This is a genomic window from Enterococcus raffinosus, from assembly GCF_001886185.1.
GTDB lineage: Bacteria > Bacillota > Bacilli > Lactobacillales > Enterococcaceae > Enterococcus_A > Enterococcus_A raffinosus.
This window is the reverse complement of record NZ_JXLA01000001.1, coordinates 1-26,299: the sequence shown is the minus strand read 5'-3', so window position 1 is coordinate 26,299 and position 26,299 is coordinate 1. Positions and strand designations below refer to the sequence as shown.

The 26,299-nt window shown below is 41.6% G+C and carries 24 protein-coding genes, 1 pseudogene and 1 riboswitch; of the genes and pseudogenes, 8 read left to right on the top strand and 17 right to left on the bottom strand.

Annotated elements, in window-relative coordinates; translation table 11 throughout:
- Nucleotides 1–16 precede the first annotated feature (16 nt).
- Nucleotides 17–463, top strand: a complete 447-nt coding sequence (locus tag RV13_RS00125) for a helix-turn-helix domain-containing protein (protein WP_010745064.1) — start codon at nt 17–19, stop codon at nt 461–463.
- Nucleotides 464–499: 36 nt separating this feature from the next.
- Here the strand turns inward: RV13_RS00125 and RV13_RS00120 are convergent, their stop codons facing one another.
- Entirely contained in the window at nt 500–1,708 is a 1,209-nt protein-coding gene (locus RV13_RS00120; RefSeq protein WP_010745063.1) for an MFS transporter, read from the bottom strand.
- Nucleotides 1,709–1,853: 145 nt separating this feature from the next.
- Here RV13_RS00120 and RV13_RS00115 point away from each other — a divergent pair, with 145 nt between their 5' ends.
- The gene (locus RV13_RS00115) at nt 1,854–2,207 is read left to right on the top strand and encodes a winged helix-turn-helix transcriptional regulator (protein WP_010745062.1); all 354 of its coding nucleotides are present in this window, start codon (nt 1,854–1,856) and stop codon (nt 2,205–2,207) included.
- Nucleotides 2,208–2,286: 79 nt separating this feature from the next.
- Here the strand turns inward: RV13_RS00115 and thiD are convergent, their stop codons facing one another.
- Genes thiD through thiW form a run of 4 tightly spaced genes read right to left on the bottom strand, consistent with a single transcriptional unit; the run spans nt 2,287 to nt 5,016 of the window.
- The gene (gene thiD, locus RV13_RS00110) at nt 2,287–3,105 is read right to left on the bottom strand and encodes a bifunctional hydroxymethylpyrimidine kinase/phosphomethylpyrimidine kinase (RefSeq protein ID WP_010745061.1); all 819 of its coding nucleotides are present in this window, start codon (nt 3,103–3,105) and stop codon (nt 2,287–2,289) included.
- Complete coding sequence (thiE, locus tag RV13_RS00105) at nt 3,102–3,731, bottom strand: thiamine phosphate synthase (RefSeq protein ID WP_010745060.1); 630 nt, start codon at nt 3,729–3,731, stop codon at nt 3,102–3,104. Before thiE ends, thiD begins: the two co-directional genes overlap by 4 nt.
- Complete coding sequence (thiM, locus tag RV13_RS00100; RefSeq protein WP_010745059.1) at nt 3,722–4,540, bottom strand: hydroxyethylthiazole kinase; 819 nt, start codon at nt 4,538–4,540, stop codon at nt 3,722–3,724. The genes thiE and thiM overlap by 10 nt, the downstream gene beginning before the upstream one ends.
- The gene (thiW, locus tag RV13_RS00095) at nt 4,537–5,016 is read right to left on the bottom strand and encodes an energy coupling factor transporter S component ThiW (RefSeq protein WP_028020397.1); all 480 of its coding nucleotides are present in this window, start codon (nt 5,014–5,016) and stop codon (nt 4,537–4,539) included. Before thiW ends, thiM begins: the two co-directional genes overlap by 4 nt.
- Before the next feature lie 142 nt (nt 5,017–5,158).
- Nucleotides 5,159–5,248: riboswitch (TPP riboswitch) on the bottom strand.
- 177 nt (nt 5,249–5,425) lie between these two features.
- Here thiW and gloA2 point away from each other — a divergent pair.
- Complete coding sequence (gene gloA2, locus RV13_RS00090) at nt 5,426–5,815, top strand: SMU1112c/YaeR family gloxylase I-like metalloprotein (protein WP_010745057.1); 390 nt, start codon at nt 5,426–5,428, stop codon at nt 5,813–5,815.
- A 38-nt stretch (nt 5,816–5,853) separates the two neighbouring features.
- Here gloA2 and RV13_RS00085 read toward each other — a convergent pair whose 3' ends face one another.
- The 10 genes from RV13_RS00085 to RV13_RS00040 form a co-directional block, all read right to left on the bottom strand.
- The gene (locus RV13_RS00085) at nt 5,854–10,044 is read right to left on the bottom strand and encodes an SdrD B-like domain-containing protein (RefSeq protein WP_028020398.1); all 4,191 of its coding nucleotides are present in this window, start codon (nt 10,042–10,044) and stop codon (nt 5,854–5,856) included.
- A gap of 134 nt (nt 10,045–10,178) precedes the next feature.
- The gene (locus RV13_RS00080) at nt 10,179–10,853 is read right to left on the bottom strand and encodes a Spy0128 family protein (protein WP_010745055.1); all 675 of its coding nucleotides are present in this window, start codon (nt 10,851–10,853) and stop codon (nt 10,179–10,181) included.
- A gap of 1 nt (nt 10,854) precedes the next feature.
- Nucleotides 10,855–11,787, bottom strand: coding sequence for a class B sortase (gene srtB / locus RV13_RS00075; RefSeq protein ID WP_010745054.1), 933 nt, complete (start codon nt 11,785–11,787; stop codon nt 10,855–10,857).
- Nucleotide 11,788: 1 nt separating this feature from the next.
- Nucleotides 11,789–13,057, bottom strand: a complete 1,269-nt coding sequence (locus RV13_RS00070) for a DUF7601 domain-containing protein (protein WP_028020399.1) — start codon at nt 13,055–13,057, stop codon at nt 11,789–11,791.
- A gap of 60 nt (nt 13,058–13,117) precedes the next feature.
- Complete coding sequence (gene lepB / locus RV13_RS00065; RefSeq protein ID WP_060789269.1) at nt 13,118–13,666, bottom strand: signal peptidase I; 549 nt, start codon at nt 13,664–13,666, stop codon at nt 13,118–13,120.
- Between the two features lie 496 nt (nt 13,667–14,162).
- Nucleotides 14,163–14,456, bottom strand: a complete 294-nt coding sequence (locus RV13_RS00060) for a nucleotide pyrophosphohydrolase (RefSeq protein ID WP_010745051.1) — start codon at nt 14,454–14,456, stop codon at nt 14,163–14,165.
- Between the two features lie 20 nt (nt 14,457–14,476).
- Nucleotides 14,477–16,000, bottom strand: a complete 1,524-nt coding sequence (locus RV13_RS00055) for an AcpB/EbpR/MafR family transcriptional regulator (protein ID WP_010745050.1) — start codon at nt 15,998–16,000, stop codon at nt 14,477–14,479.
- A gap of 383 nt (nt 16,001–16,383) precedes the next feature.
- Nucleotides 16,384–16,770: an ASCH domain-containing protein gene (locus RV13_RS00050; protein ID WP_010745049.1), complete on the bottom strand. Its 387-nt coding sequence runs from the start codon at nt 16,768–16,770 to the stop codon at nt 16,384–16,386.
- 67 nt (nt 16,771–16,837) lie between these two features.
- Nucleotides 16,838–17,347 (bottom strand): macro domain-containing protein, encoded by a 510-nt coding sequence (locus tag RV13_RS00045; RefSeq protein ID WP_028020400.1) that lies wholly within the window; start codon nt 17,345–17,347, stop codon nt 16,838–16,840.
- A gap of 62 nt (nt 17,348–17,409) precedes the next feature.
- A complete protein-coding gene (locus RV13_RS00040; RefSeq protein ID WP_010745047.1) occupies nt 17,410–18,411 on the bottom strand; it encodes an NADP-dependent oxidoreductase in 1,002 nt (333 codons plus the stop codon).
- 208 nt (nt 18,412–18,619) lie between these two features.
- On the opposite strand from RV13_RS00040, the gene RV13_RS00035 reads away from it, so the two are divergent.
- Entirely contained in the window at nt 18,620–18,943 is a 324-nt protein-coding gene (locus tag RV13_RS00035; RefSeq protein WP_010745046.1) for an ArsR/SmtB family transcription factor, read from the top strand.
- 151 nt (nt 18,944–19,094) lie between these two features.
- On the opposite strand, the gene RV13_RS00030 is transcribed toward RV13_RS00035, so the two are convergent.
- On the bottom strand, nt 19,095–20,069 hold the full coding sequence (locus tag RV13_RS00030) for a tRNA dihydrouridine synthase (protein ID WP_010745045.1): 975 nt from the start codon (nt 20,067–20,069) through the stop codon (nt 19,095–19,097).
- A gap of 396 nt (nt 20,070–20,465) precedes the next feature.
- Between RV13_RS00030 and RV13_RS00025 the strand changes: the two genes are divergently transcribed.
- The 3 genes from RV13_RS00025 (at nt 20,466) to RV13_RS00015 (ending at nt 24,113) form a co-directional block, all read left to right on the top strand.
- Complete coding sequence (locus RV13_RS00025; RefSeq protein WP_010745044.1) at nt 20,466–21,170, top strand: helix-turn-helix domain-containing protein; 705 nt, start codon at nt 20,466–20,468, stop codon at nt 21,168–21,170.
- A 110-nt stretch (nt 21,171–21,280) separates the two neighbouring features.
- Nucleotides 21,281–22,717, top strand: a complete 1,437-nt coding sequence (locus tag RV13_RS00020) for a helix-turn-helix domain-containing protein (RefSeq protein ID WP_010745043.1) — start codon at nt 21,281–21,283, stop codon at nt 22,715–22,717.
- Nucleotides 22,718–23,120: 403 nt separating this feature from the next.
- On the top strand, nt 23,121–24,113 hold the full coding sequence (locus RV13_RS00015; RefSeq protein ID WP_010745042.1) for a hypothetical protein: 993 nt from the start codon (nt 23,121–23,123) through the stop codon (nt 24,111–24,113).
- A 134-nt stretch (nt 24,114–24,247) separates the two neighbouring features.
- On the opposite strand, the gene RV13_RS00010 is transcribed toward RV13_RS00015, so the two are convergent.
- Nucleotides 24,248–25,111: a hypothetical protein gene (locus tag RV13_RS00010; protein WP_249024450.1), complete on the bottom strand. Its 864-nt coding sequence runs from the start codon at nt 25,109–25,111 to the stop codon at nt 24,248–24,250.
- Between the two features lie 541 nt (nt 25,112–25,652).
- Here RV13_RS00010 and RV13_RS00005 point away from each other — a divergent pair.
- A pseudogene (locus tag RV13_RS00005) lies at nt 25,653–26,299 on the top strand (thioester domain-containing protein); the annotation flags it as partial.

Sequence of the window (26,299 nt, the reverse complement as noted above, 5' to 3'; positions counted from 1 at the left end):
GTTGGAGGGATAGAAGATGACATTAGGAAACAATTTCTACACTGCACGTAAAAAGCAGGGATTGTCTCAAGAAGAGGTCGCCGAAAAATTCGGGGTTAGCAGACAAACCATTTCAAAATGGGAGCTCGACGAAACCCTGCCGGATATCAATCAATCGAAAAAATTAGCCGCCGCATACAAAGTTTCTTTGGATGAACTAATCGAATTCGATCCAGACCTAAATGATATCAAGGAAGTCATCGCTAAAACCAGTGAAGAGAAGCAGCAGAAGATTGACTGGACGACAGTTTGGTCTGAAAAATTCCCAGTGTTGGCAACCTATCAAAAGACTGTCCATGTAGAGATGTATGCTTCTCAGCTAACAGAAATGCTGAAGCGCTTGAAAAGGGATTATGGCTACAATGATCAGGACGCCTTTCTAGTGTTGAAGGATATTTTGGCTCAAATCTGGAACAACAAATAACGGGAAAGCCGTGACGGAATCTGTCACGGCTTTTTCCTATTCTTCACATTCAGTTCCTGTACTTCCCATTTCTGCGGCTTCGCTTTTTTTCACTTGAAGAATCAAGAGGATGGCGAATAAAACAATGAGTGCCCCGAATAATGGTGTATAGGCAATAGACATTTTACCAGTGACTTGTGCACCAATTGTCGATCCTAATGTAATTCCGATGTTGAAGGCGGCGATATTAAACGCTGAAGCCAGAGTAATGTCCTGCGGTACGTACTTTTCCGCTAGCTGTACAACATACAGTTGCAGACCTGGCACGTTCATAAAGGCAAATAAGCCTAACAGCATCGCTGCCAGCAGTCCTAGAATACTGTTTCCAATCAAGATGGTCACAAATAAGAACACAAGGGCCGCCATCAAAAGACCGAACATCTTGATCAAGGATGCCAACGGCTTTTCATTTGCGAAATGTCCGCCAACAGTATTCCCGATAGCGACCATTACGCCATAAACGATCAAAATAACCACGACAGCACTGGCAGAAAATCCAAAATCGGTCAAAATCGGCGACAGATAAGTGTATGCAGCAAAGGTACCGCCGTAACCGAAAGCTGTAATCAAGAAGGACATCACCAATGGTTTATTGGTAAAAATTCGGGTGAAGCCCTTCAAGTCCACTTTACCTGGAATCGGTAAATGACGGGGAACCAAGAAGCTGCTGGCGATTAGTCCCAGCAACCCAACAACAGCGATAAAGATAAAGGACATGTTCCAAGCTGTCTGTTGACCAATGAAGGTTCCAAGCGGCACTCCCGTCACTGTAGCCACAGTTAACCCTGTAAACATGATCGCGATGGCACTTGCACGACGTGAAGGTTCAACAACGTCGGCTGCAATCACAGTTGAAACAGACATAAAGATTCCGTGAGCCAAGGCTGCCAAAATGCGGCCTAGCAATAAAATAAAGAAGGTCGGTGCAAAAGCCGCCAGCAGATTCCCGCTAATAAACAGCAGCATAATGCCGATCATCAAGCTACGTCGGTTCCATTTTCCTGTTAAAACGGTCAATAAAGGGGCTCCGATCGTAACGCCTAAAGCGTACAATGAAACAGTCAACCCTGCTTGTGCGAGTGTGACGTTGAAGCTTTTAACAATCATCGGTAACAGTCCGACGCTGATAAATTCCGTTGACCCGATCGCGAAGGCATTAATCGCGAGAGCCAGTAATGTTAAATTTGGTGAGAGTTTCTTTTCCATTTTGTTCCTCCAAAAAAAGTATTTGTAACCTACGAGAAGATACTATATACTGTTGATGATCTTTTGATAAGTACCCACTTTTTTGTACTATAGATACCTTTTAGTAATTTTTGGATGGTATCAACATTTTAAGGAGGAATTTTTTTTGGAGAATCGTTCCTATATGATCGGTGTCGAAGCGACGATGGATGTTATCGGCGGAAAATGGAAACCCATTATTCTTTGTAACCTTCGCCATGGACCGATGCGTCCCAGCGACTTGAAGCGAGGAATTACTGGCATCAGCCAAAAAATGCTGACCCAGCAGCTTCGTGAGTTAGAGGAAGATAATATTATTGACCGAAAAGTGTATCAACAGGTGCCGCCGAAAGTCGAATATTCATTAAGCGACTATGGCCGCAGCCTGTCTGATATTCTAGATAGTCTGTGCAGCTGGGGCGAGCAGCATGTCGCTCACCTGCAGGAGCAAGGACAAGATATTTGTTTGAAGGCAAACTAAAAAGAAGTTGAGAAGGCGCGGGTCTCTAAAATCGTTCGCTTGTAACGTTTAGAGAAGGGACTCTTTCTCAACTTCTTTTTTATTTGATGACGATATTATCGGTCATTTTGGCCCAATGATTGGTTGGACCATGTCCGTGCCCAACAAAAATCGGCTGGCTGATAGCGGCTTGAATAAATTTCTTGCCGATAATGATCGCTTCCTTCAGCTCGGTTCCTTTTGCCAGTTCCGCGGCGATACAGGCGGAAAAGGTGTCACCGGTTCCATGAGTACTTGCTGTCTCCACTCTCGGCGCACTCATCCAGAAGCTTTCTCCTGAGGCCAGCAAGACATAATCCGCCGCATCCTTGTTCTGGCTGTGTCCGCCTTTAACGACAACATTCTGCGTACCGAAGGCTTGCAGCTTTTTCGCGGCATTGATCATCTCCTGATCCGTCACGATCCGCTGACCAATGATGACTTCTGCTTCTGGCAAATTGGGGGTAACGATCGTCGCTAATGGCAGTAATTGCTGATTGATCGTTTTTACCGCATCACTTTGTAGGAGATGATGCCCGCCCTTCGCTACCATTACAGGATCTACAACTACTGGGCCAAAATCTACCTGCTTCAGTTTTTTTACCACCGTTTCTACTCGTTCCACATCCGCCAACATCCCGGTCTTAGCAGCACCAATCGCAAAATCAGCGGCTAAAGAATCAAACTGCGCTTCGATAAAGGGGCTAGGAATCGCCATACTGTCTTGTACCCCATACGTATTCTGAGATGTCAATGCCACAATAATGCTCATTCCAAAAGCCTTTCGTGCCTGGAAGGTTTTGAGGTCCGCTTGAATTCCCGCGCCACCGCCAGAATCCGATCCGGCAATCGTTACAACCTGAGGCGTTTCATTTATCATTTTGATTCCCCCAATACTTTATCTATTTTTTCTTTCAACCGATGAACCTTTTTCCCTACATCTTCTGCCCGCATGATTTCACTAACGATCGATACCCCGGCGATTCCCGTCCCATAAAAATCCGTCAGGTTATCTTCCTTGATCCCGCCGATCGCAACACTAGGAATCGTTACCTGCTCATTGATTGCCTTTAACGTTTCGATCGAAGTTAGCGGCGTCTCTTTGGTTTTTGTTGGGAAAATCGCGCCAATACCTAAGTAATCCGCGCCCGCTTTTTCTGCCTCGACTCCTCGCTCGACAGTTTTTGCTGACACGCCCAAGATTTTTTCGGGACCGATCAGCGACCGCACCACCTCTACTGGCATTTCATCATCCCCGATGTGCACCCCTGCCGCATCAACCGCCAAGCAAATATCTACCCGGTCATTGATGATCAGCGGGATCTGATACCGATCCGTCACCTGTTTTACCTTCAAAGCCAGTGCATAAAATTCTCCCGTCAGTAAATCTTTTTCTCGCAGCTGAACAAGTGTGACCCCATTTTTACAGGCCTCTTCAATCACCGTCAGAAAGTGGTCATCGCTAAAATCATAGCGAGCTGTTACCAAATAAAGCGTTAAGCCCATTGTTTTTCTTCTCCCTTCACTTCAGTCCACCATTCTTTTTCCATCAAAAGCGAGAGTTGATTCAAGGTTGCTTGTCGAAAAGCCGCCAAGCCATTTTCATCGCCTGCTTGCTCTCCGCATAGATTAAAATAGCTGACCGCCGTAACGACCGCCGCCGAAGCCTCTGCTCCAGTCCCCAATAACGCGGCGATCAAAGCACCGACAACATCGCCGGTCCCAGTAAAGCGATCCAATGCCGGCACGCCGTTTCGCAGCTGCCAGACTCTGCACTGATCCACAATAATATCTTGGCTGCCAGTGGCTAAAAAGGTTGTTTTAGGATACGTCTTTGTTAATTGCTGCAGAGCATTTGTTAGCTCTTCGATTGCTGGATCGCTTTGATCCAGCTCACTGCCATCCACTCCGCGGGCATGGCTTGGTAAGCCGCAAAAATTACGCAGTTCAGAAATATTCCCCTTTACTACAGTTGGCTTTTCTTCAACAAGCTGACGCCCTATCCGATCTCTTGTGCGGCTGACCCCATATCCTACTAGGTCAACGACGGTTGGCTTTCCCACCTTGTTTGCCAGCTTCACAGCGGCGACTAAACTTCTTTCACGTTCCTCCGAGAGATGACCAATATTCAGCAACAAGCCGTCTGTCTGTCGAAACAGCTCGTCAAACTCCCGCGGATCACAAGCCATGATCGGCTTTGCTCCGATATAAAGCAGCGCATTAGCTACCGTTTCACAGGTTACCTCATTGGTTATACAATGAACCAGCGGAGCCTCGGTTAAGGGCAGTAGTTTTGAAGCATCTATTTTCATCATCCAAACATCCTTTCACTGGAAAATAAGCGCTGCCAGCGTTTAAAGATCGCGGTCTCCTTCAGCTTCACTAAGACGACAAAAGCAATCACCGAACCAATCAGGGTCGCACCGACAAAACGCGGGGTATAAATCAACCAATACAGCTCATTCTGACTGCCGGTGAACCACACCATCACAGGATAAGATAAGAGAGATCCGATAATTCCCGTACCAACAACTTCACCCAGCATTGACCAAATCAGCTTCTTTCCCAAACGATAAAACAGCCCCGCAAAGAAAGCCCCAAACACCGCTCCCGTCAGCGCCAAAGGCGGAATCCCTAACATCGTCATCCGGATCAAAGCACAAACTAGCGCCATCACCGTTCCATAAATGGGGCCCAACAACACGCCGGCGATAATGTTCATGACACTAGACATCGGCGCCATCCCCTCGATTCGCATCAAAGGTGACAAAACAACATCCAAGGCGATCATTAAAGCCAATAGCGTCAATTTGTGGATTTTATTTTTCTCCACGACAAAAACTCCTTTCTCATTTTCAAGCAACCATTCTGCAAGAAACAAAAGGAGTAAAAGACAGAAAAACCCAACCAAAATAAAATGGTCGGGTACGATCAGTCAACTAGCTACATTTCCCTGCGGCAGTCTTAACTGCATCAGGTTCCATGGGTATAATCTCAGCTAAACAGCACCCCAAATGTTTCTCTTCAATTGATTGGAGTATAACATACTTTTTTTAATCCAACTAGCTTATAATAAGAAAAGACTTCGTAAGCTCCCTCAGCTTTGACGCGATAAGACGTTTAAGAAAGCGGCTAGAACGCCTCCAGCCTCTAGTCCTGTTACAATAAACTAGATAAGTAAAAACTGAAAGGATGGTTTTATGCCGAAACCAAATTTTTCCGCGATTCACCATGTCGCTATTGTTGTTTCCGACTATGAGAAGGCGAAGCATTTCTATGTCGATATCCTTGGTCTGCCGATTATTCGTGAACATTACCGACCAGAACGACAGGATTATAAATTAGATTTACAGCTGAACGACGCAGAGTTAGAAATATTCGCCGTGAAAAATCCACCGAAACGCCCAAGCTTTCCAGAAGCAGCAGGATTACGCCACCTGGCCTTCAAAACAACCGATATTGAAGCAACCGTCGCTTACTTGAACAGTCACGGAATCGAGTGCGAACCTCTGCGAACCGATGACTTTACTGGTGAGAAGATGACCTTCTTCTTTGATCCTGACGGTCTGCCATTGGAATTACACGAATAAAAAACGCTCCTTTTCGTCGTTGAAAAGGAGCGTTTTCTCTATTCGGTTTTTCTAAGCGCAAAAATACGCGTTATTACGAGTCCAGCTAACAGAAGACTGATCAGATAAAAGAAGCCATTTTCTGCATTGTGTTTCACGCCTGTGACAACGACTGATTCGAGATAACCGGCATTTAAAACTGGCTTTCTTTCTTTTTCGATGTCGATAGTAATCGGATCAGAAAAGCCATCCGGGTTCACGTGACTGCTAAGTTTCGTACTCCCTTTTTTGACAAATCCATACTTGCCATATTCCCCATCCAGTACTTTCACAGAAATCTTATAGGAATTTTGATCGGTAGCTGTAAAGTAGTAGTTGCCATCTTGGTTTGTAAGGGTTGTTTCGATTGCAACATACTCAGAGGAATTTTCCACCTTCTTATATAAGGTCACTTCTCGGTTCTCTAATTCTTCACCCTTGTCATAGGTACTATTTTTGATTTTATCAAGAAAGATTGTCCCAGAAAGGGTCGTTGGCGGTCCCCAAATCGCATAAAGTACTTTGTCACTATCCATCGTAATCTTGTCCGTTCCCTCTGTACTATAGCGCTTGCCTTCACCATCAGCATTTTCGCACCAATATAGAAATACATACTCGGGATGGTCGCTTGGCGGGGTATATTTCAACTCTGTTTCTGAACGAATTGTTGCAATTTCTGGAGGATTTTGTTTGAAATATTGTTCTTCATATAGTTCGCCGCCGCCACCATTTGGATCATAAACGATTCTTACTGAGTTCGGGAAATAATTGACCTGATAATCATTCAGATAACTATTTTCAAATCCAAGCGGTCCATTGATAATATGTGGTATAGGCTGCTTTCTCTGAGAACGATTGTCTTCAGTGATCTCACCTGAACCGGTAACTGTAATGTTTCGATAGTACGCATCTGCATCTACTGGAGAATCATAATAATAATCCTCTGTAAAAATACCGCCGCCGCTTCTTTCCGCGACGTTTAGTGAAATGGTACCACCAGTAACCGATAACTGCGCCGTTGCTTGGAGATACACGCCCGCACCGTTATTAAGCGCGGTATTTTGAGTGATCAAGCCCGCATTCATCCGAAACTCTGCGCCGGCACTGGCAAAGACACCGCCGCCATTTCGTGCAGGATTACTAGCAATCGAACCATCGTTCATGGTAAAGACTGTCCCTGCGTTATCAATATTCACCCCGCCGCCAAAATTACTGGTTGTATTATCGGAAATTGTACTTGCTGAACCGTTCATTTCGACGGTACTGGCGCTATTGGCAGAGATCCCACCGCCATAAGAAGCGGTGTTTTTACTCAGACTGCTATTCATGATAATCAAACGAGCATTGGCTTCTAGACGCGCCCCACCACCATTTCCTCCAGCGGTATTGGCATCTATAAGACTATTACTGATAGTCCCTTCGACATTTTCTTTAAGAAAAAGCGCCCCACCCTGCGATTCCGAAGTATTCTTGATTACCTCAACTTGTTCAGCCTCCGTCCCGCCAAGCGTGAATTTTGCGTGTGCAGTCGCAAATAATGCACCGCCACTGCTTTCGGCGATATTCCCTTCAATTTTTCCTTTGGTCATCTTAAATTCCGTATCCGGCAAATCAATATTTACGCCGCCACCGTCACCGCCAATATTTTCTTTTTCCGTTCCGCTCACTGACGGCGTGCCCTCTACGATCTCAGACTCACCATCCGCGATATGACGGGCACTATTTCCTATAATATCGGTGTCTGTCATCGTGATTTTGCTGCCGTCATTGGCGGAGATGCCACCGCCATAACGAGACTCATTGCCGCTGATTGTGCTGGTTTCTATTTCTAATACCGTTGCCATCCCCAGCTTTAAGGCGCCACCATACCTGCTGGCCTTATTTGAATCAAAGCGACTCTCGCTGATCTTGGTCTGGGTACCGTTGACAAAGATGCCGCCGCCTTGATGTCGCGCAGTATTTCCCGTGAAAGTAGACCCGGTGATCGACAACTCTTGACTTCCTTCACTTACATACAGACCACCGCCATCATAAGCACTGTTTCCTGTAAATTCACTGTCGATGACGGTCACCTTCGCTGAATACCAGCCGCCAGTCCCATTCGATTGATTCTCGATCATGATCCCGCCGCCATAGCCTTCTCCTGCTTGATTCCCAGTTGATTGATTGCTGCGTACTTTTACATTAGTAATTGTGACAATGGCTTTATCTGCTAAGATGCCGCCACTCTGCTTCGCTTTGTTTTCGCTGATTTCTCCTCCTTGCATGGTGAAGGTGGTCGCTGTCCCGTCCAAATTGACTCCGCCGCCGCGTTGCCCTGCAGTATTTTTACTGATGGTCCCGTCAGTCATAGTTATTTGGCTATTTTCATTTGCCGAGATGCCACCGCCATAATTGGCCTCATTCTCACTAATTTCACTTGCGTTGCCTGTCACCTCGAGAATTGCTTCACCTGTTGCACGTATCCCACCGCCATCAATGTTAGCGGTATTGTTCTTTATCTTTCCATCAGTTATCGTTAAGGTACTTTTTCGGATAAAAATACCACCGCCATTTACCTCGCTAGTATTTTGACTGATTTCACCGTTGGATACCTGAATCGGTCCTTCTGTTGTATAGATCCCGCCACCGTCAGCACTAGCTTTGTTATGATGAATTGTTCCACCTGTCATTTCGACTGTTCCACCAGTAGTATAAATGCCCGCACCATTGGTTGCTTCATTTTGGTTGATTTCACCAGCATTTTGGGTAAACGTACACCCGCTGACTAGATAGATTCCGCCGCCATTTCCATTGTCCTCTACTTTATTGGCGGTGATACTGCCGCCGTTCATCACGACGCTGCTGTTATTTTCGACTTTGATACCGCCAGCTTCATTGTGCTTCGCAATATTTCCAGTCACTGTCGCTTGGTCGTTGACCGTTAGAGAACTTTGATCTAAATGAATTCCGCCGGTCCGCCATTGACCGATATTTTCAGAGATGCTGCTCGTCCCACTGACTTCTACTGTACTATCTTTAGCGTATATCCCGCCGCCGGTGTCACTTGATTGATTTAGATACACCTTACTGTTGCTTTTTAAGTAGACTTTACTATTTTCCTTTGCTTCAATCGCACCACCTTTATTTCCAAAGGTCTTGGTAATTTCCGCATTTTCTCCAAGGCTCAGTGTTCCTCCTGTTAGTTCCACACCGCCATTGGATGGTCCCCATTGTCCGTCGTTATAGGCCTTTCCTGCTCCCGCTAAAGTAATATTCTCTAAAGTAAGGCTCGCACCACTGCTGACCTTTATATGGCGCTTTGTTTGTTCCTCTGGGTCCGTTTCACTTTTGGGCTCGATGTTTTGGGTGATGGTGTTGGTTGCCGTGGACTTCAAAAGAATGTTTTTTCCCGTGTTGATCGTTGCTTCTTCCCCTTGAGCAGTATCATCTCCTGTCAATAAAATTGTAAGCGATGGATCTGCCGCTAGGTTGCTTGCATCAACAGCAGCTTTTAAAGTCGGGTAAGAGCCTATCAATGCATTTGTGGAATCATAGACTTTATAATTCCCACCTGTTGGGTTGGGTAACCTTTTGAGTCGCATTCCTGCATCTATACCCACGATAGCTTCGTTTTCTGTTACCTTTATCGGCTTAGAATAGGAACGTGAAGATTCCGTTTCCTTGTCGCTATCAAACTTGTTGTCCGTTCCCGACTGAAGATCGGCGATCGGAACTAAATAGTCCTTGCCATCCAACGTTTGTTCTTCGACGACCACTTGATATTCCCCTGCCGCTAAGTCCTTAAAGGAGTAATTTCCAGAGTCATCCGTCACCGTTTCAGTTATTACTTGGTTCTTATTTTCCGCTTCCACCAAATAGAGTTTGATCGCTGCTAACTGTCGTTCATCCCTGTCATGTGCACCGTCCTCATTTTCATCTAGCCAGACCATGCCCCTGATTGTTCCAGTTATTGCCTGTGCAATAGGGGTTCCTTCAACTGTTTCGGTTGATTCTATGGTTTGCTGCCCTTCATTGTCAGTCGTTGCTTGTGTACTTGACTCTTTTTCAGTGCTATGAAGGGATTCTTGAACCTCTTCTGCAGTGGAGGACCCCTCTATCGTTTCAGCATAGATCATAGAGAAAGGCATGTTTGTCAAAAAAAGCGTGAGGGTCAGCCAAAGAGTCAGCCAGTTTGAACAGCTATACCACCGCTTGCTTTTATTCCTCATTTTTGTCAAACCTCCTCACTTGTATCTTCTTCAGTAATCCTTTTTTATGAAAAAATGACCGCCTGTCATATCCTCAGAAAAAAAGACAACTAACCTTTGAGAAAGCGTCGACCCATCAAGGATGGATCGACATCTTACTCTTTGGTTTCAATGTATTGCTTTCCTTTGTAGAAACTCATTGCCGCAAGTAAAACAATGAATCCCAATAGCCAAAGATTTTCCTTCAGCTGGCCCGTACTTGGCAGACGACGTTCCGATTCCTCAGTTTTTTCCTTTTCCTGCTTAGTATCGGGCAGAGACTCCGTCATAGGTTCCTCTTGATTTTTTGTTTGTACCGCCGTGTACATATTTTCAAATACAGCCGCAGCTACCTTCAGCTTTTGAGCATTCTTCATTGTAAGATCAACGTTTAAAGCTCCATCTATGTCCACAACATGAGCGGTGATCAGATAGACTTGATCATCATAGGTAATCTCAGGTTTATCCAAGGGGATTTGTTGATAGAGTTTATAGATAAACGTCCCTTCATGAGAAAAATCGAACCCTTCAATAATTTTGCTTTCGTTTCCTGCTAACTGTACTTGATAAGGTGTCTGATTATTAGGCATCGGACTGTTCGGCTCTAACGGTTCAAGAATATAGATACCTGTTTGGGCGATCTGCTCCAAACTGCCAGCGTCCATTTTAAAGGTCTGCTCAATGGGAATATGGGCCGTCGCTTGGGCCGAGACTTGCGTTGGAAAGAAAAAAGCAACAACAAGGAGGACAACTAGATAATAACAAGTTTCATATCTTTCACGTGTTCTCATTTTATTTGCTCCCTTCTTTTTTCCTTCTCAAAAACAAACCAAGCAAGATGACGAGCCAAAGAACCAGCAGGAAAGCGCCTAGCCATTTAGATAAATTTCCCCACCAAGCTTGCGGATCAATTCCTAAAAAGGGTTTGACTTCTTCTGCCTGATAAAAGGGATCCTCAAAGGGTTCGTCAAAGAGTTTTCCAATCAATAGATGCCGACCATTTGTCGGTTCAGACGCACAGGTACTTAATAAAACAATACGATCGTCTTCCGTGACCTTCATCGAACGCGTTTGACTGGCCTGTTCCAGCAAATACGACAAATAAGATTCACGAGCCGCACTCTCCTGAATCCCTGGATTATACAGCTGCCAGTCATAGGCATCCCCCTTAATGAAGGCAAAAAATTCAATCCCATAATTTTTTCCATCACAATAAAGATTGCCGTATTGGTGCTGATTGAAGTATTTTTTTTCAATGAATTTATCCAAACCGCCGAACATCGCTTCTTTATCCATGTGATGACCATAAATAATACTATTGAAGTCAGAAAAATCTGCGGCGTTCTCACTAGATAAAAAAATACTCCCCGCCAGCGAATACTTTCCTAGGACACTTGTATTCACATATTTCTGATCATTATCAGCCTGCGTTACGGGATAATCAATTTTTGTTCCGTAGACTGTCAGCCAGGCAATCACCTCGTCATTGATTTCCTTCAATTCCTGAAAGGATAGCGTATCATCTGCTTCAGGTTTGTATTGTTGCAAATTGGAGGACTGCGCACTTGATAACAGCTGATTCGTATCCCACATTCCGTAAATTCCATACGCACATAGCAGCAATAAAAGAATCACTGCTATGCGATCAATCAAGTTACTAAAACAACGGACCAAACGAACGCTAAAAGAAAGTGTTTTTTTCGTTGGTTCTTTTGGCGCTGACATCTTACTGTGCTCTTCTTCGCTTACTTACTGTCAAAAATACGATTCCGGCACCAGCAACAAGGACCATGACGATGAATGGGAAATTATCGGTAAGAACGCCTGTGATACTAGGATCTTTGTATTCATTGGTTACAACCGTCGTATTTTCAATCCCATCTTGCTCAAAATCAACTAAAAGATCGATAACATCGCCTACCATAACAGTGAATTTCAAGTCATCATCAGGCGTGCCATCCGTTGCTACTCCATTTGTTCCTCGTCCAGTAACCACTGCTGAAGGGGTATATCCCTTAGCGATTGTTTCGACTACGTTGTAAGTAGAACCGACAGGCAGATTTTTAAAGATGATTTTTTCTCCATGTTTCAATTTCACTGAAATTGGATTGTTTCCGTCGTATTCAAAGACAGTATTTGTGGGATCACCTGATAATGTATAGGTAATTTTATGATCATCAGGAGCTGCTACTACTGTTGGTAAAGTCAGGCTAATATCAAAATCGAACGCTTTTGTTCGATCCCCAGCGTTTCCTGCAACTCGTTTTTCTACTTCAAGTTCTGTCTCATCCCAAAATTCATTGACGAATCGGAATTCACTGCCGCCGTATTCCGTATCACTACCGGGAGTTGGATCTACTTTTGCCCCCACATTGTCTCCATTATCATCTGTTACTTTAAGAATGGTTAACCCTTTAACTGTTAATAAGGAATTTCCATCTTTATCCTCAATATTTTCCACATAAACACGTACAGTATATTTCGCTTGAGAGTAACGAGTGATCACATCTTCTGGATCTGACGGATTGGGCACTTTTTCTGTTACTTCATACAGATAGACACCAGCATGTCCAAAGTTCACCGTTGCATCATCAGCGCTTGCATCTTTTAGTTGTAGAATAGTGGTTTCATTTATAACTTTTTTTACCAAAAGATTATCAGTTGTTTTAACGGCCTTATTCCCGCTTTCTCCTTTGTCAGGGTTGACACTATCCTCACTAAACTCTATCGAAGGAAGCTTCCATTCTGGAGCAGTCCCAAAGAGATTTCCCTCTTCATCTTCTTCTCCTAAAGGAACAGCATCAAAATCAAATACCAGATTCGGAACGATCACCCCTTCAGGTATTTTTATCACCTTTGTTAATACCGCTTCTTCGTCATAAAGTGGATGTTTTTGTCCATCAGCCTTCACTTCAACCGCTGCAGTTAGTGCCATACTTGCAACAACACTTAATGTAGCTATTACAACAAAAATTCCTTTTACTATTTTCTTCATCCTCTTTCCTCCTCAAAAATATTTATCTATTTAGTTTCAATTTCCATTTAGGTTGAAAACTTAAATACTTCTTCGTCTCAATATCGTGATCACCTTGCCCAGCGTATCCTTAGTCTTGATTGGCCCATATACACGGCTGTCTATTGCCGCTTCTCGTTTATCGCCTAAGACAAATACCTCCCCTGTTCCGATTTTTACTGGATAATCGATTCCTTCTGTATAAGGAAGGGTTTCCTCATAAATCTGATGCTCCGCTTGTAAATGATTGTTAATCTCTAGACCCTCTTCAGTTATGTCTACTGTGTCACCTTCAATTGCAACTACTCGCCGAAGCTGCAGGTCGTTCTCGTATTCTAAAGCGACCACATCTGAAGCGACATAATTTTTATTCAGCCGATAATATAAAGCGACATCTCCAGATTTTACCGCCGGAACCATTGAATCATCCGGATAGCGAGTGATGCCATAGACAAAATGGACGACAAAATACGCCAGCGTCAACAAAATCGCTAGCTTTACCACAAGAGAAAATAATTCCTGTTTTAAAAAGTCTGAAGAGGTCCTATTGCGCTTTTTGGGTTTTGCTTTTACTTCCTGAGCTTTTTTCATTTTTCTTACCTGATTCTTTTCTTAAAAATCATCCTACACACTGGTGGAATAACAGCACGGAATAACGGAATTCCAACCATAAATTTCATTAAACTTTAAATAATAGTTTAAATAATAAGTGCTATTTATTAGCGAATAATTACTTTACAATTATAAATTAACATATGTACATGTTTAACTCAACTAAAATATTAATCAAATTTTCACAATATCAGTTATTTAATCACTGTGTTTTTTTGTCAAAAATGACAAAAGCAGATTAAAATACACATAAACAATACTGATTTTTGGTAAAACGCTTACAAAATCACGTTTTTCTAATTTGATTTATTTGAAATACATACAAAAACCAACATTATTATAAAGTCGATTATATATAACAATAAAAAACAAACCTCCTAACATAGCGGCTATTCATTTATTAGCAGATTTTCCTTTAAAAAAACAAAAAAGAGCAGATTTCTCTGCTCCATTCGTGGGATTGCTCCGCAAGTTTCTATTCTTTTTCTATTGGATACTTCACTGCATTTTTCTTCAACTTCTCACTGATGATCTCATCAATATCAAAATCCAAATTATCTGCCATCATATAAGAATAAATCAGCACATCCGCCAACTCTTCCTTCAAGCGTTCGGTCTGCGTGCGAGCTTCTTCGGATTCTTTCCACTGGAAAAGCTCCAATAGCTCCGCCGCTTCCAAGCAAATCGACAGGGCTAAATCTTTTTCATTGTGAAAAGGACGCCAGTTTCGTTCATCGCGAAATTGATTGATTTTCTCCATACTATTCATACATCAGCCTTCTTTCGCTACTATTCTACCATAGATACTAGCTGACGTTTTTCCTCAAGCTCGTTGATCGTCTCTTGGATCCAACGGGTACTCTGCCGCGTTAAAAAAGGATCGATCACAACGACGGGATACTCCTCCGGCAGCCCTTGAGCAGAGCCTGTAGTAATGAGACAATCATATTTTTTCAATTCCTGTTGCAGCTTCGGTGTACCGCCAGACAACTTTTCGAAATGATAAATCATAAAATTCCCATAGATTTTGTCCGAAATCTGTTTGGCTAAAAAGCTTTCCTCTGTTGGTGTCAGTTCAGACAGCAATAAGACTTTCAACAACGGCTCTTGACTAGCCAGCCATTCCATTCCTCTTTCTTCTGTCGTAATCAGCAAGTAGACATAATTTCGGATGAAATCTTCCTCTTGATACATCTGATACTTATGAACAAATTGCTCCACTAATGTCCTCACCTTTTCTACCCCTCGGCAATACATCTTGGAAACCTCTGAAAGAAAGATGGTGCGATTCCGCCAAAGTAAACATAAGTATTGGCCATCAGGATCATACAGATAAAAATCATTGGATAAAACGGTAGCCAAATCAATGCAATTTTGTTTGGTTAGACGATGCCCCAGCAGCTCATTATAGGCTTCTACCAGCTCATAATGCCGATGAAACAATTGCTGGTATTTTTCATTATCTTTCATTGCTAATTCCCGATGTTCCCAACTGAATACGATGGAATCGGAGAAAAGCAGCCATAAGCCATCTCGTGTCATCTCTGGGGTCAATGTCAGATCCGCACCTTCTCTAACTGACTGCCGCAATTCTTTGTAAGGCAACTCCATGGGTAACGTCAGTCCTTCAATTCTAAGCTCCTCTTTAGGATAGTCATGGCCGTTTTTGATCCGCCAAATACTAATATAGAAATTGTAAATCAAGCGTTTTTGAAAAACATATTTTTCGTGGATTTGATTGATGCGGACAAATTCTTGCACATAGCGTTCAATAATGTGGTAGTGTTTCGGCGGCAGCTTAGGCAGCGGACTTTCAAAAGCCACCTGCCGCTCACTATAAAAACGATAATAGAAATTACGAATCTCTCCCTCGTTCCCCTCTAAGCGTAGTGGCCGGTAACATAATTCCATGCCTGCCTGAGTAAACATTTGCTCAAGCTTTTTTAAATAGCGTTGCGTATTGGAGGTGCTGAGATACAATTTTTTCGCTAAGATCGTAATACTGTCGCATTCTTCGTATAAAAGCTCTTCGATGATCTGAAATTCCGGACTGGTATTGAGTATATTGGCATATAAATTCCCTAAGTTCACCTTTTTGTCTACCGTTAAGCGATAAAGACCTTGCGTCTTCGTAATTTGAAAGCTTGGATATTCTTCATTAATCAATTCAATATCATTCAATAAAATCGGCAACGAACAATTCAGTTCACTCAACAGCTGGTTGCTCGACCAACCATCCCGATGATAATAAAGTCGCTCTACTAATGCCAGTCGCCGCTTGTTGCTTGTCCCCAAAAGTGTACGAAAATCCATGATCATTCTCCTCTCAAAAAGAATGCCGTCCCTAAAAGTTACAAAATCCGGTTCCCCTAAAAGCCCTATCACCAACAACTACCACCGAGCCTATTTTCTTATCAACCTTCGCCTAATTGTATGAAATAAATACTCATTCCTTGTATAATTTCTATTTTGTTAACAAATAATAATATGAAAACACAATTATGGCAATTTTTAGTCAAAAATATTCAAAATAGCAGAATTAGACAGACGATTTTTCTAGATTAAGAAAAAAGTACGCCCTACGGTCAGAACAACGAACACCGTTCTTTATTTCAAAAAACGACAAATAAATAAGCTCAGTAATCGTTTGATAGAAACGATCACTGAGCCTATTTCATCTAGGGAAATGAAAAAGATTAATCCACTATTGAAAGATAGTATGTTTGCCAAAATTCCTCGGTAACGACTTTTTCGCCATCTTCTATTATGAATTCACCCGATTCTGGTTCGACAATCCGATCATCTGGTACATGGTACAAACGTCGCTGCCCCTTGATAGAAAAAGGTTTGATGCAACGGACATCTTCAAAGACCCACGCATATGAATCCTCAGCTAATTTTTTTACATCGACAAGATCAACAATGCATACCGCGTGCCCGGAGATGCAGCCAGGTGTTTTAATCGCCGTCGAACATATTAATAACGGTCCGCGATGATGGGTGGTCCACGACCGATATTCTTCGGTTTTTTTGCCGGAAAGAATCTCCATGACCGGCTCAGGGTGAATTGAGATAGCTTTCAAATCATTCGCCTCGCTTTTACTTATTTACTATTATCTTATCACTTTATCACAAAATTGATAAAAATAGTTAATCGTTTTCATTCCCTATTTGAAGCCTTTCAAAAATCGGCAGCCAGGAGGATTCAAAGACAACGACCAACGTGTTGATTGCCTGATTTTCTCCTCGATTAGCCACTTCATAAAGAATCCGAGCGGCCTCTGTCTTAGGGTAACCATAAATTCCCGCACTTAAAACGGGAACAGCTATGGTTTGAAGCTCATGGGAATGAACCAGCCGATATACGGACTCATAGGCAGAGTAAAGCAATCGTTCTTCCTCGTGCTCGCCATCAATATAGCGTGGACCAACTGCATGAATCACGTAGGTAGCAGGTAAATGAAAGGCTTCCGTAATTACCGCCGAACCAGTCGGAGTGCCACCGATTTTCGCCATCGCCTGCTTTAATTTCGGTCCAGCCGCTCGATTTAGCGCACCATCAACACCGCCGCCCGGAATCAAGGCTGCATTTGCGGCATTGACGATCGCATCTACAGGACGTTCTAAACGAGAGATATCACCAAGTTTTACTTCGATCATTCTTTTTTCGCTCCTTCTTCTTTTGATTTATTATACCAAGAAGAACGAACGGCCCCTCCTGATTAGTCTGGCATTTTTATAATGATTTTTCCTTTCGCTCGACCAGAGGCTGAATAGTCAAAGGCAGCTTGAATGTCTTCTAACGGAATCACCCGATCAATGATCGGTTTAAGCTTATCAGCTTCAATCAGTTCCGTCAGCTGTTCTAGCTGTTTGCCGTCTGGCCGCATAAATAGGAACACATACTCGGCCTTCGCTGTCTTGGCCCGCTTGCTTAGTTTATGGCTGGCCAAGGTCAAAATTCCTTGCTTCCAGAATGGCAATCCGTACTCGCGAGCAAAGCGTTTATTGGGCATTCCCGAGAGCGTCACGACCTTTCCTTTAGGCTTGATAACGTTGAACGCTCTTTCTAATATTTCTCCTCCCATCGTATCAAAAACATAGTCATAATCAGCAAGAACCTCATCAAAGTTTTCTTTATGATAGTCGATGACTTTATCCGCGCCTAGCTCTCTTACTAATGCGGAATTCTTTTCACTAGTCGTAGTCGCTACGTAGGCACCAGATAATTTGGCTAATTGAATCGCAATCGTGCCGATGCCGCCTGAACCGGCTTGAATCAATACTTTATCCTTAGCCGTCACGTTCATGATCTCATACAAGGCCTGATAACTTGTTAATCCCACCAACGGAATCGCAGCCGCTTCCTCAAAACTTACATTCTTAGGCAGTAAAGCGATATCCTCTTGGCTCACCGCGATGTATTCAGCAAAGGTTCCGATGCGATCCTTCTGAACGCGACCATAGACCTGATCTCCGATTAGAAAATTCGTTGCACCCTTTCCAGTCTCTACTATTGTTCCAGAAAAATCACTGCCTAATGTTAAAGGCATTGGGTACTTTAACAGCATCTTCATTTTGCCTTCTTTTGTTTTCAGATCGATAGGATTGATGCTGGCTGCCGCAATCTTCACTAAAACGTCTTGCTCACGAATTTTTGGCATTGCCGTTTCTACAACTTCCACTTCTTTTTGACCATAACGATGAATCATTGCTGCTTTCATTTTATGACTCCTTCTTCATCTATTTCTTCCGATACGCTAAATAAACATCCGATTTCACGGTTTATTCGTTTAAATTTTTAAACCATAGCTACGAGTTGTATCTTAGCTGATGGGAAAAAGTTCGTCAACTTGTTTGCTTCCTAAAAAATTGACAAGCATCTCCGTCAATGTTTCAATGGTTTAAAATAATGAACAAAAGGTGAATGTGATGTCCGATCTAAAAAAAATAAAAAACGAATTTTCTGAAGTTAGTGACTTTTTAATTGCCTTAGGTGACGAAAAACGCCAAGCAATCATCATTGCCCTACTAGAAGATAAGGCTTGTGAAGGCCTACGAGTAAACGACTTGACCGAGACGACGAAGCTCTCCCGCCCCGCGGTTTCCCATCATTTAAAAATTTTAAAGCAGGCCAAGCTCATTGATTACCGCAGTGAAGGGACGAAGAATTATTACTACTTGTCTCATGACACCAGCGAAATCAATAAACTTAAACATTTACTGACACTTGTAAGTCAGATTATTGAAAAGTAATCTGTTGGACCAATATCTCTAACGAAAGCTCTCACAAAAAAAGAAAAGAGACACGACAATAAAATCGTGTCTCCAACTATAGGCAGATCAGGTTTCAATCTTAAATTTTAAAGACTGAAACCTGATTTTTACATACTTCATTTTTAAACCATTAAAATAGCTCTTGATGTTCCCCTTCAAAAGTATCCAAAATCTCCCGCACCTCTGCAGTAGACTTTGTATTCATCAAGCTTACACGCAGGTCATTTGCGCCTGGGAATCCTTTGACATAAATCTTAAAGAAACGATGCAGTCCAACGATGGAGCGAGGAACCTGCTCCGAAAACTGATCCTGCAGATCAAGCTGCAGTCGTAGTAAGTCGATCATTTCTTTCGGTGTGTGCTCCTTTGGTTCTTTTTCAAAGGCATAGGGATTCTTGAAGATCCCACGGCCGATCATCAAGCCGTCTACTCCGTACTTTTCCGCAAGCGCCAGCCCCATCCGACGATCCAGAATATCGCCATTAATTGTAATCAAGGTTTGAGGGGCAATTTCATCTCGCAGTTTGACGATCTGAGGAATCAATTCCCAATGAGCGTCAACCTTACTCATTTCTTTTCTTGTCCGCATATGGACCGAAAGATTGGCAATATCCTGTCTCAATAAGTGACTGATCCAGCTTTCCATCTCGGCCGTATCTGTAAAACCAAGCCGTGTCTTAACACTCACAGGCAATCCGCCTGCTTTCGCTGCCGCAATCAATTCAGCGGCTACATCTGGGCGTAGAATCAGCCCACTCCCTTTGCCTCGCTCCGCAACGTTGGGGACGGGACAGCCCATGTTCAGATCGATCCCTTTAAATCCCATATCCGCCAAGGCAATACTCATTTCACGGAAAAATGCTGGTTTGTCTCCCCAGATATGCGCCACCATCGGCTGCTCATCCTCCGTAAAAGCCAACCGACCGCGCACACTCTCGATGCCATCTGGATGACAAAAGCTATCGGAATTTGTAAACTCCGTAAAGAAAACATCCGGCGCTCCCGCTGCTTTAACGACGTGACGAAACACTACATCCGTTACATCTTCCATTGGTGCCAAAATAAAAAAGGGCTTTGGCAGCTCTGCCCAAAAATTCGTTGTCATTATGTATATTTCCTCCTACCGTCCTTAAGTAAACGGTCGTACGTTTTTCAAAACAACGTTATTATACTAAGGTTTGATGGAAGAAGCAAAAAGCGCGTTTTCTCTCATCCCCGGTCCTATTTAAAAAAGAACAAAATTTGACTAGTGATCATTTATCTAACTGTCTTTGTCTTTATAAATAATAGCGCTTAGTATATTGTGTTTTGATATTAAAATGTATTTTATCCAAAAATTTAATTTATAGCCAAAAAAAATTAAAAAGAATAAAAAAATACTTTGAATATTTTTGATAATGTATGATTGCGGCGCTAACAAAATAATAAGACGAATACGTGAATAGATGCTTATTAACCGTTGTGAATACAACTGAGAATTTACGAATAGGAGTGAAAAATTATGACGAGAGTATTAATCATAACAAAAAATTTATTGGCGGAGCAAAGTCTGCAGTCCATTTTACAACGATCAAATGACGAGGTCTATTGTTCCAGTGATTTGATGTTGGATGCACAGCTTTCTCCCCAGATCATCAAGTATTTCTCTTTGGTCATCTTTAGTGATACCATTTCTACTTTAGAAGTTTCAAAGTATTATTCTGCATTTAAGAAAAACGGCTTAGCTCTATTAAGAAAGGGCAGGAAAAATGACCTGAAGAATTCCGAATGCTCCTACTTGATTGATGAGATCGATGATTGGATCGATCCAGAAACCACGGATATCGAGGTCATTGAAAAAATTGCTAAATGGACGAGCAGTCAAACTAAATCAAGCCCTCTTGATAGCGAGGGAGTAGTCCCCCATGCCGAAAAAAATTCCGAGCTATTCTTCTTCAGCCTTTCAGCCAATGAGAAGAAATTCTTGCATTATCTCTATCAGTATCAAAAAACTGGAGAAACCTTGTCTCGTGAGAAATTGTGCTATTTAATTTGGGAAAAGGATGCGACCAAATCAAACCTTTGCCAGCTATCTAATTTAACCAATCGAATCAAAAAGAAATTAGCCGCCTATCATTTTCCCGAGGGCGAACTGATTACCTCATGGAACAAAGGCTACTTTTTAGGGGACCTATTATTCAATGAGGTGCAGGAATATATGAATTAACAAATTTTTGGGGAAGTTCGCCAACAAGGCCCTTCTTGCAAAAACAATAGAGGGATACTTATTTTATATTAAGATTTTTCTTAGGTTTAACAATATAAGGAGACATTCAATTGATAGACAACTTTATAGAAAAAGATATCCTACGCAGAGTCAAAATTACTTACGTGCTATACGAATGCAGGCAAATCAAAATTGGGGAGCTTGCGGCCAATATGAATACGAGCTTCAACACGATCAAAAAGGACTGTCAAAAAATCGCTGCACGGCTAGAGGAGGACATAGCCTCCTATTCTATCACTCGCTCACAGCTATCCTTTCATTTTAAGCAGGGCGTCACCTGCTACGATTTAGTTCGTAAAATGTACTCGGACTCCCTTTTTTTGAGGGTATGCTACCGTTGTCTATTAGGCAATAACAACTATACCTCCATAGCCGAAGAAGAATTTATCTCGGTTACAAAGGTGTTCAATCTAAAGAAAAAGGCTGAAATTTTTTTTAGACAAGGATTAGGCAGCACGCCCGAAGGAAAAATAGCTTTTGAAAATGAGCTTAAGGTACGGTATATCTATTTAACTCTGTGGATGCGAGGGATCGGGGTGGAGGATCTGAAGAAAAATCCGCTATTTGCTAAGTCTGAACAAATCGCCCATGATTTAGGCGATTTACTGAAAAATCATTTCAGCAGCAAGAGCCTTCATTACTTACGCTATGCGATCTTTTTAAGCATCACGAAAAAAAGCCGTCTTCCGATCGATAGTGAAACGATCAAATTTTTGAAAACGGGGATTCTTTTTAACAGCATCAAAACTTGCTTTTCGCAGCACGAAATAACGCTCGATGATGAGAACATCGCGTTCATCTCTTTTATCTATAAAAACTTGCCTTACAATCCAGAAAGCTACCGCTTGATTGAAGTAGACTATCAATATTACCGAAATCGGTTAATTAATAGCCACCCCTCCGTTGTTCAGCTGATTCGACAGTTTGAAGCCGCCTTTGAAATGAATCTGCTGGGAGAAATTGAATTCGAAAAGCCCTTAATGGATCTTGTGTACACGACCTCATTAGGCATTAACGAATTTCTGCTCAATCAATATTATTTTATAAACTGTGAGGATCGCGGGATAAAAGAAAAAATAAGTCAGATCGTATTTACCTGGATAAAAGAGAATTTTTCAGAGCAACTCATGATGTCCGAATCGATCATCCTGCAATTCTGCCACCTCGTCATGCCTATCCTGAAAAAAGGCGCGAAAAAGAAACTTCCCATCATCATCGTTGCGAAAGACGAATACTCGCACATGCTGTTTCGGAATAATATCAGCAAGATCATTTCTGAGAACTATTTTTTTATCAATGATGAAATCTATTATTCCATCGAGGATATTCCGGAATTATTTTTCAATATTCCCTGCTTTATCGTCTGCGAACGCTGTTTATTGAATCAAGAGCAGGACTTCATTCTACCAATCTCCATTAACCATTTAACCAGCGATTTAAAAGATATTTCAAATTATATCTTCACCTGTGTTTTGACAAAACAATAATGAAAGCATCGATGATTCATCCTTGAGGGAACATAGAACGAAATATTTTTTTCAAGAGATTTTGCATTTTTTTATGCGGAATCTCTTTTTTTAGCAAAAAAATTATAATTATTCATCTTACTTAATAAGAAAGAGAGATTTGAAAAAATCCAATAAACAACAAAATAAATTCTTCCGTCCCTTTAGAAAAAAATACAATAATCATCCCAAAAATGATGAACAAATCCGAAAAAGCCAAAAATATGAACTTACATTATTTACTCAATTTTTAAATAAAAATAATAGAAAAAAAGTATCACTTCACCCTATTTACAACCTTATTTCAAACAGTTAACATAATGAATATAACAAAAATGAAAGCGATTTCTAAAAATAATTTCGCAAAGTGTGGAGGGAAACGACAATGGACGTAGCAAAGCTTGGTCAAAGACAATTATTTGGAATGAAGAAGGAGAACCTCTTTAAACGTGTGCTTCGATCCTTCGAGCAAAATCAACAGGTCGCGGAGGTAGTCGAGTATCTAGTAGCGATCCTTGTTCGCCACTCGCTTTGTGTCAGCGACTTCTCACTTCAGCCACTAAAGGAACTGATCCATGAACTCTTCTTATCTGCAACTCCAAATGACACGCTGCGCCAGCATTGCGTCTATTTTCAGCACTTTTTTTCTGACGAAGAATGGCAAACCATCACCCAACGCTTATTCTCCAGCAAAGAAGAATACCAAGCATCTACCAAAGAAGCTTGTTCCTATAAAAAACTATTGGAGAAAAAAAGTCGCGAACACTCACAAGAATCCGACTTTCAATTCGATCTTATCTCCGTTTTTAAAGATGCCGCTGGCAAAAAACATACCTGGACATTGCGGGATACAAAACCCATTACCTCTCCAGAGGAGACTGCCGAAGTATTGAACATTTTAACCACCTTAACGATTTTCCAAACCTCCGGTGTCCGCCGCTTTGCCGAATACGTAAAATTCAAAAGCAAAAAAAGCTGTCTCGACGCAGAGCACGAAGCCGTACCAGCAAATGCTGAGGAGTCTGTTCAAGAAACAACCAATAAACAAGAAACGCCTCGTAAGAAAAACGCCCAGCAAGAATTATCGACAGCAAAAAACACCACAGCTACTGGCAAGGTTGCTCAACAAAAAAATCAGCCTGCTGCAACGAAATCGAAGACAGAACCACCCACTAAGTCGCCAACAGCCAAATCAAAGAACGCTGCTGGCAAATCCAATCTGCCCAAAACAGAAAGACCACCAGCAAAAAACGCCGCCACAAACCTAGAGAACTCAGATGCTTCCGACAAGAACGAAGATCAAATCCAACAACGGCGAAACGAACGAAGGGCAAAAAATAGAATTGAAAAGTTTCTTAGAAGGAAGAAGAAAAAGTGATGGGGCTGTAGAGAAGAAGGCTAATTGAATAAGCTTCTTTGGCGTGGAAAGTATCGGATTTGACTCAATGGCACTATTTACAAAAAAGCACTTATTTGGATTTCCAAATAAGCGCAACTTGATTTACTAATAAATTAATTATTCACAGTGACTTCTGAGGTATCCATAAATTTAGAAGAGACAACCTTGTAAGTGACCGGAAAGCCATTGGAGCGGTCTTCCTCTTCTAACTGGCCCTCACTATTTATGCGAAACATTGTAATAGTGTCCACTTGTAGCTCACTATGCTTCACTCGGATATACGCATAGCCATCATGATTTTCGACAGATAATTTGTATGGAAAAGAATGTCTTCCCATAGTGAACTGCTTATCCAAAACAGCACTGACCCATTCTTTGAATTGCTCAGAGGTTAAATTCTTTGTATTGATGTTTGTGTCAGAAGAGTTTTCAGAAGAACTCGCGGAAGAATTTTCCTCTGGACTAAAAGACCAAGTAATCGTATGCCCATTTAGCTCCGTTTCCCAAGAATCAAATGAAATAAGTCCATTAGTTATAGCATACGGAATATTTCGGTCCTCAATGATTATCTTATTATCAGTTAGTTTATACGTAGTATCATAGTCAGGTCTGTAGGTGCCCGCTAACTCAACATGGACTGTCGTATCATTTGTAAAACTAAAAACTACTCCACCATCATGCATCAAATTTTGCGGCGCTTTATTTTCTTCCATCGCCTGATTGGCATCTTCACCATCATATAATGCAGGAACCATGAAAAATCGTTTCCCCATTAACTGCTTTTGTGCTGTCTTTATGGTGTTTGATTCATCAGACGATGATTCTTTTATATCAGTATTCTGTTTATCCAAACTAGAAATATTGTCCGTTGCAGAACTACTACTAGATTTTTTTACGATACTATTCGTTTGTTTTGTAGACTTTGCTGTAGTATCCGTATTCGACTTTTGACAAGCACCTAGTAAAAGCACACTCATAAATAAACAACCCATCATCACTTTTTTCTTCATTTGACACCCCTATAGTTCATTTTTCGTTATATCTAATTGTATAACATATTCCCCCTTTTAATCATTACCAATCATCCCCTTCAGTTTTATTGACTTTGAATAAAAGAGTCTTTAGGAAAACCCACAAAAAAGACACCTTCCAAAATGGAAAGTGTCTGAAATGTCGATATATAAAATATATTAACGTTTTGAGAACTGTGAAGCTTTACGAGCTTTCTTAAGACCTGGTTTTTTCTTCGTATCATTGAATAAGTTTGAAAAGCCTTGATTTATAAAGGTTTTTCCGTAAATATATTTTGTTATATTTGATTAAATTTGAAATGTTTGTGTTCTAAAATGTGTTCTAATTTAAAGGCAGTATATTTCGTATTTTATATTAAATTTTTAGGCTCATTCATTCTCAAATCCATTCTATTTAGTCAATAAATATTTTAAAAAGACTTTATAAACAAAGATGTTCAAGCGAGCATCTTATTTTTTTGTGCCTAATTTGAAAGGAGAACATTTCATGTATAAAAAACAAAAAAAGAAATTATGTGTATTAACTATTTTGAGTTTGGCTGTTCAATCAATTGTAGGAGCAATTGCTCCTACGATTGCTTTTGCTGATGAAATTACCCATCCACAAACGGTAACCGTAGAACTAGATTTAGCACATCAATATGCTGTTGAAGGAACTTTTAGTGATGGTCGTCCAATGTCAGAAGTCACTGTTCCGCATTATGCAGTGTACAACGGCGTTAAACAAGATATTTTCTGTGTTGAACCAGGAGTCCCGATTTACAATGAGTTCACTCCTGGATATGAGAAGAACCCGTTACCAGATATGTCCGATAAAGCCAAATTAGTTTCCGTTTTATGGAAAAAAGTAGGTACAGATGCAGATACTCATATTGTGGCACAGAAGATGATCTGGCAAGAAGTTAATGGGTATACCCTTCACTCAATAAAACGATCAGATGGTAGTGCCGTAAATATCGCAGCCATTGAGGCAAAAATCAATCAAGCCATTGCCGATTATCAGAAGAAACCAAGCTTCCATAATAGTACGGCTAAAACAGTATTAGGGCAATCGACTACTGTGACGGATACGAATAATCTGAATTTGTCAGAGTTCGATGAGGTTGTGGAAAATACCGCAAACATTGATTATCG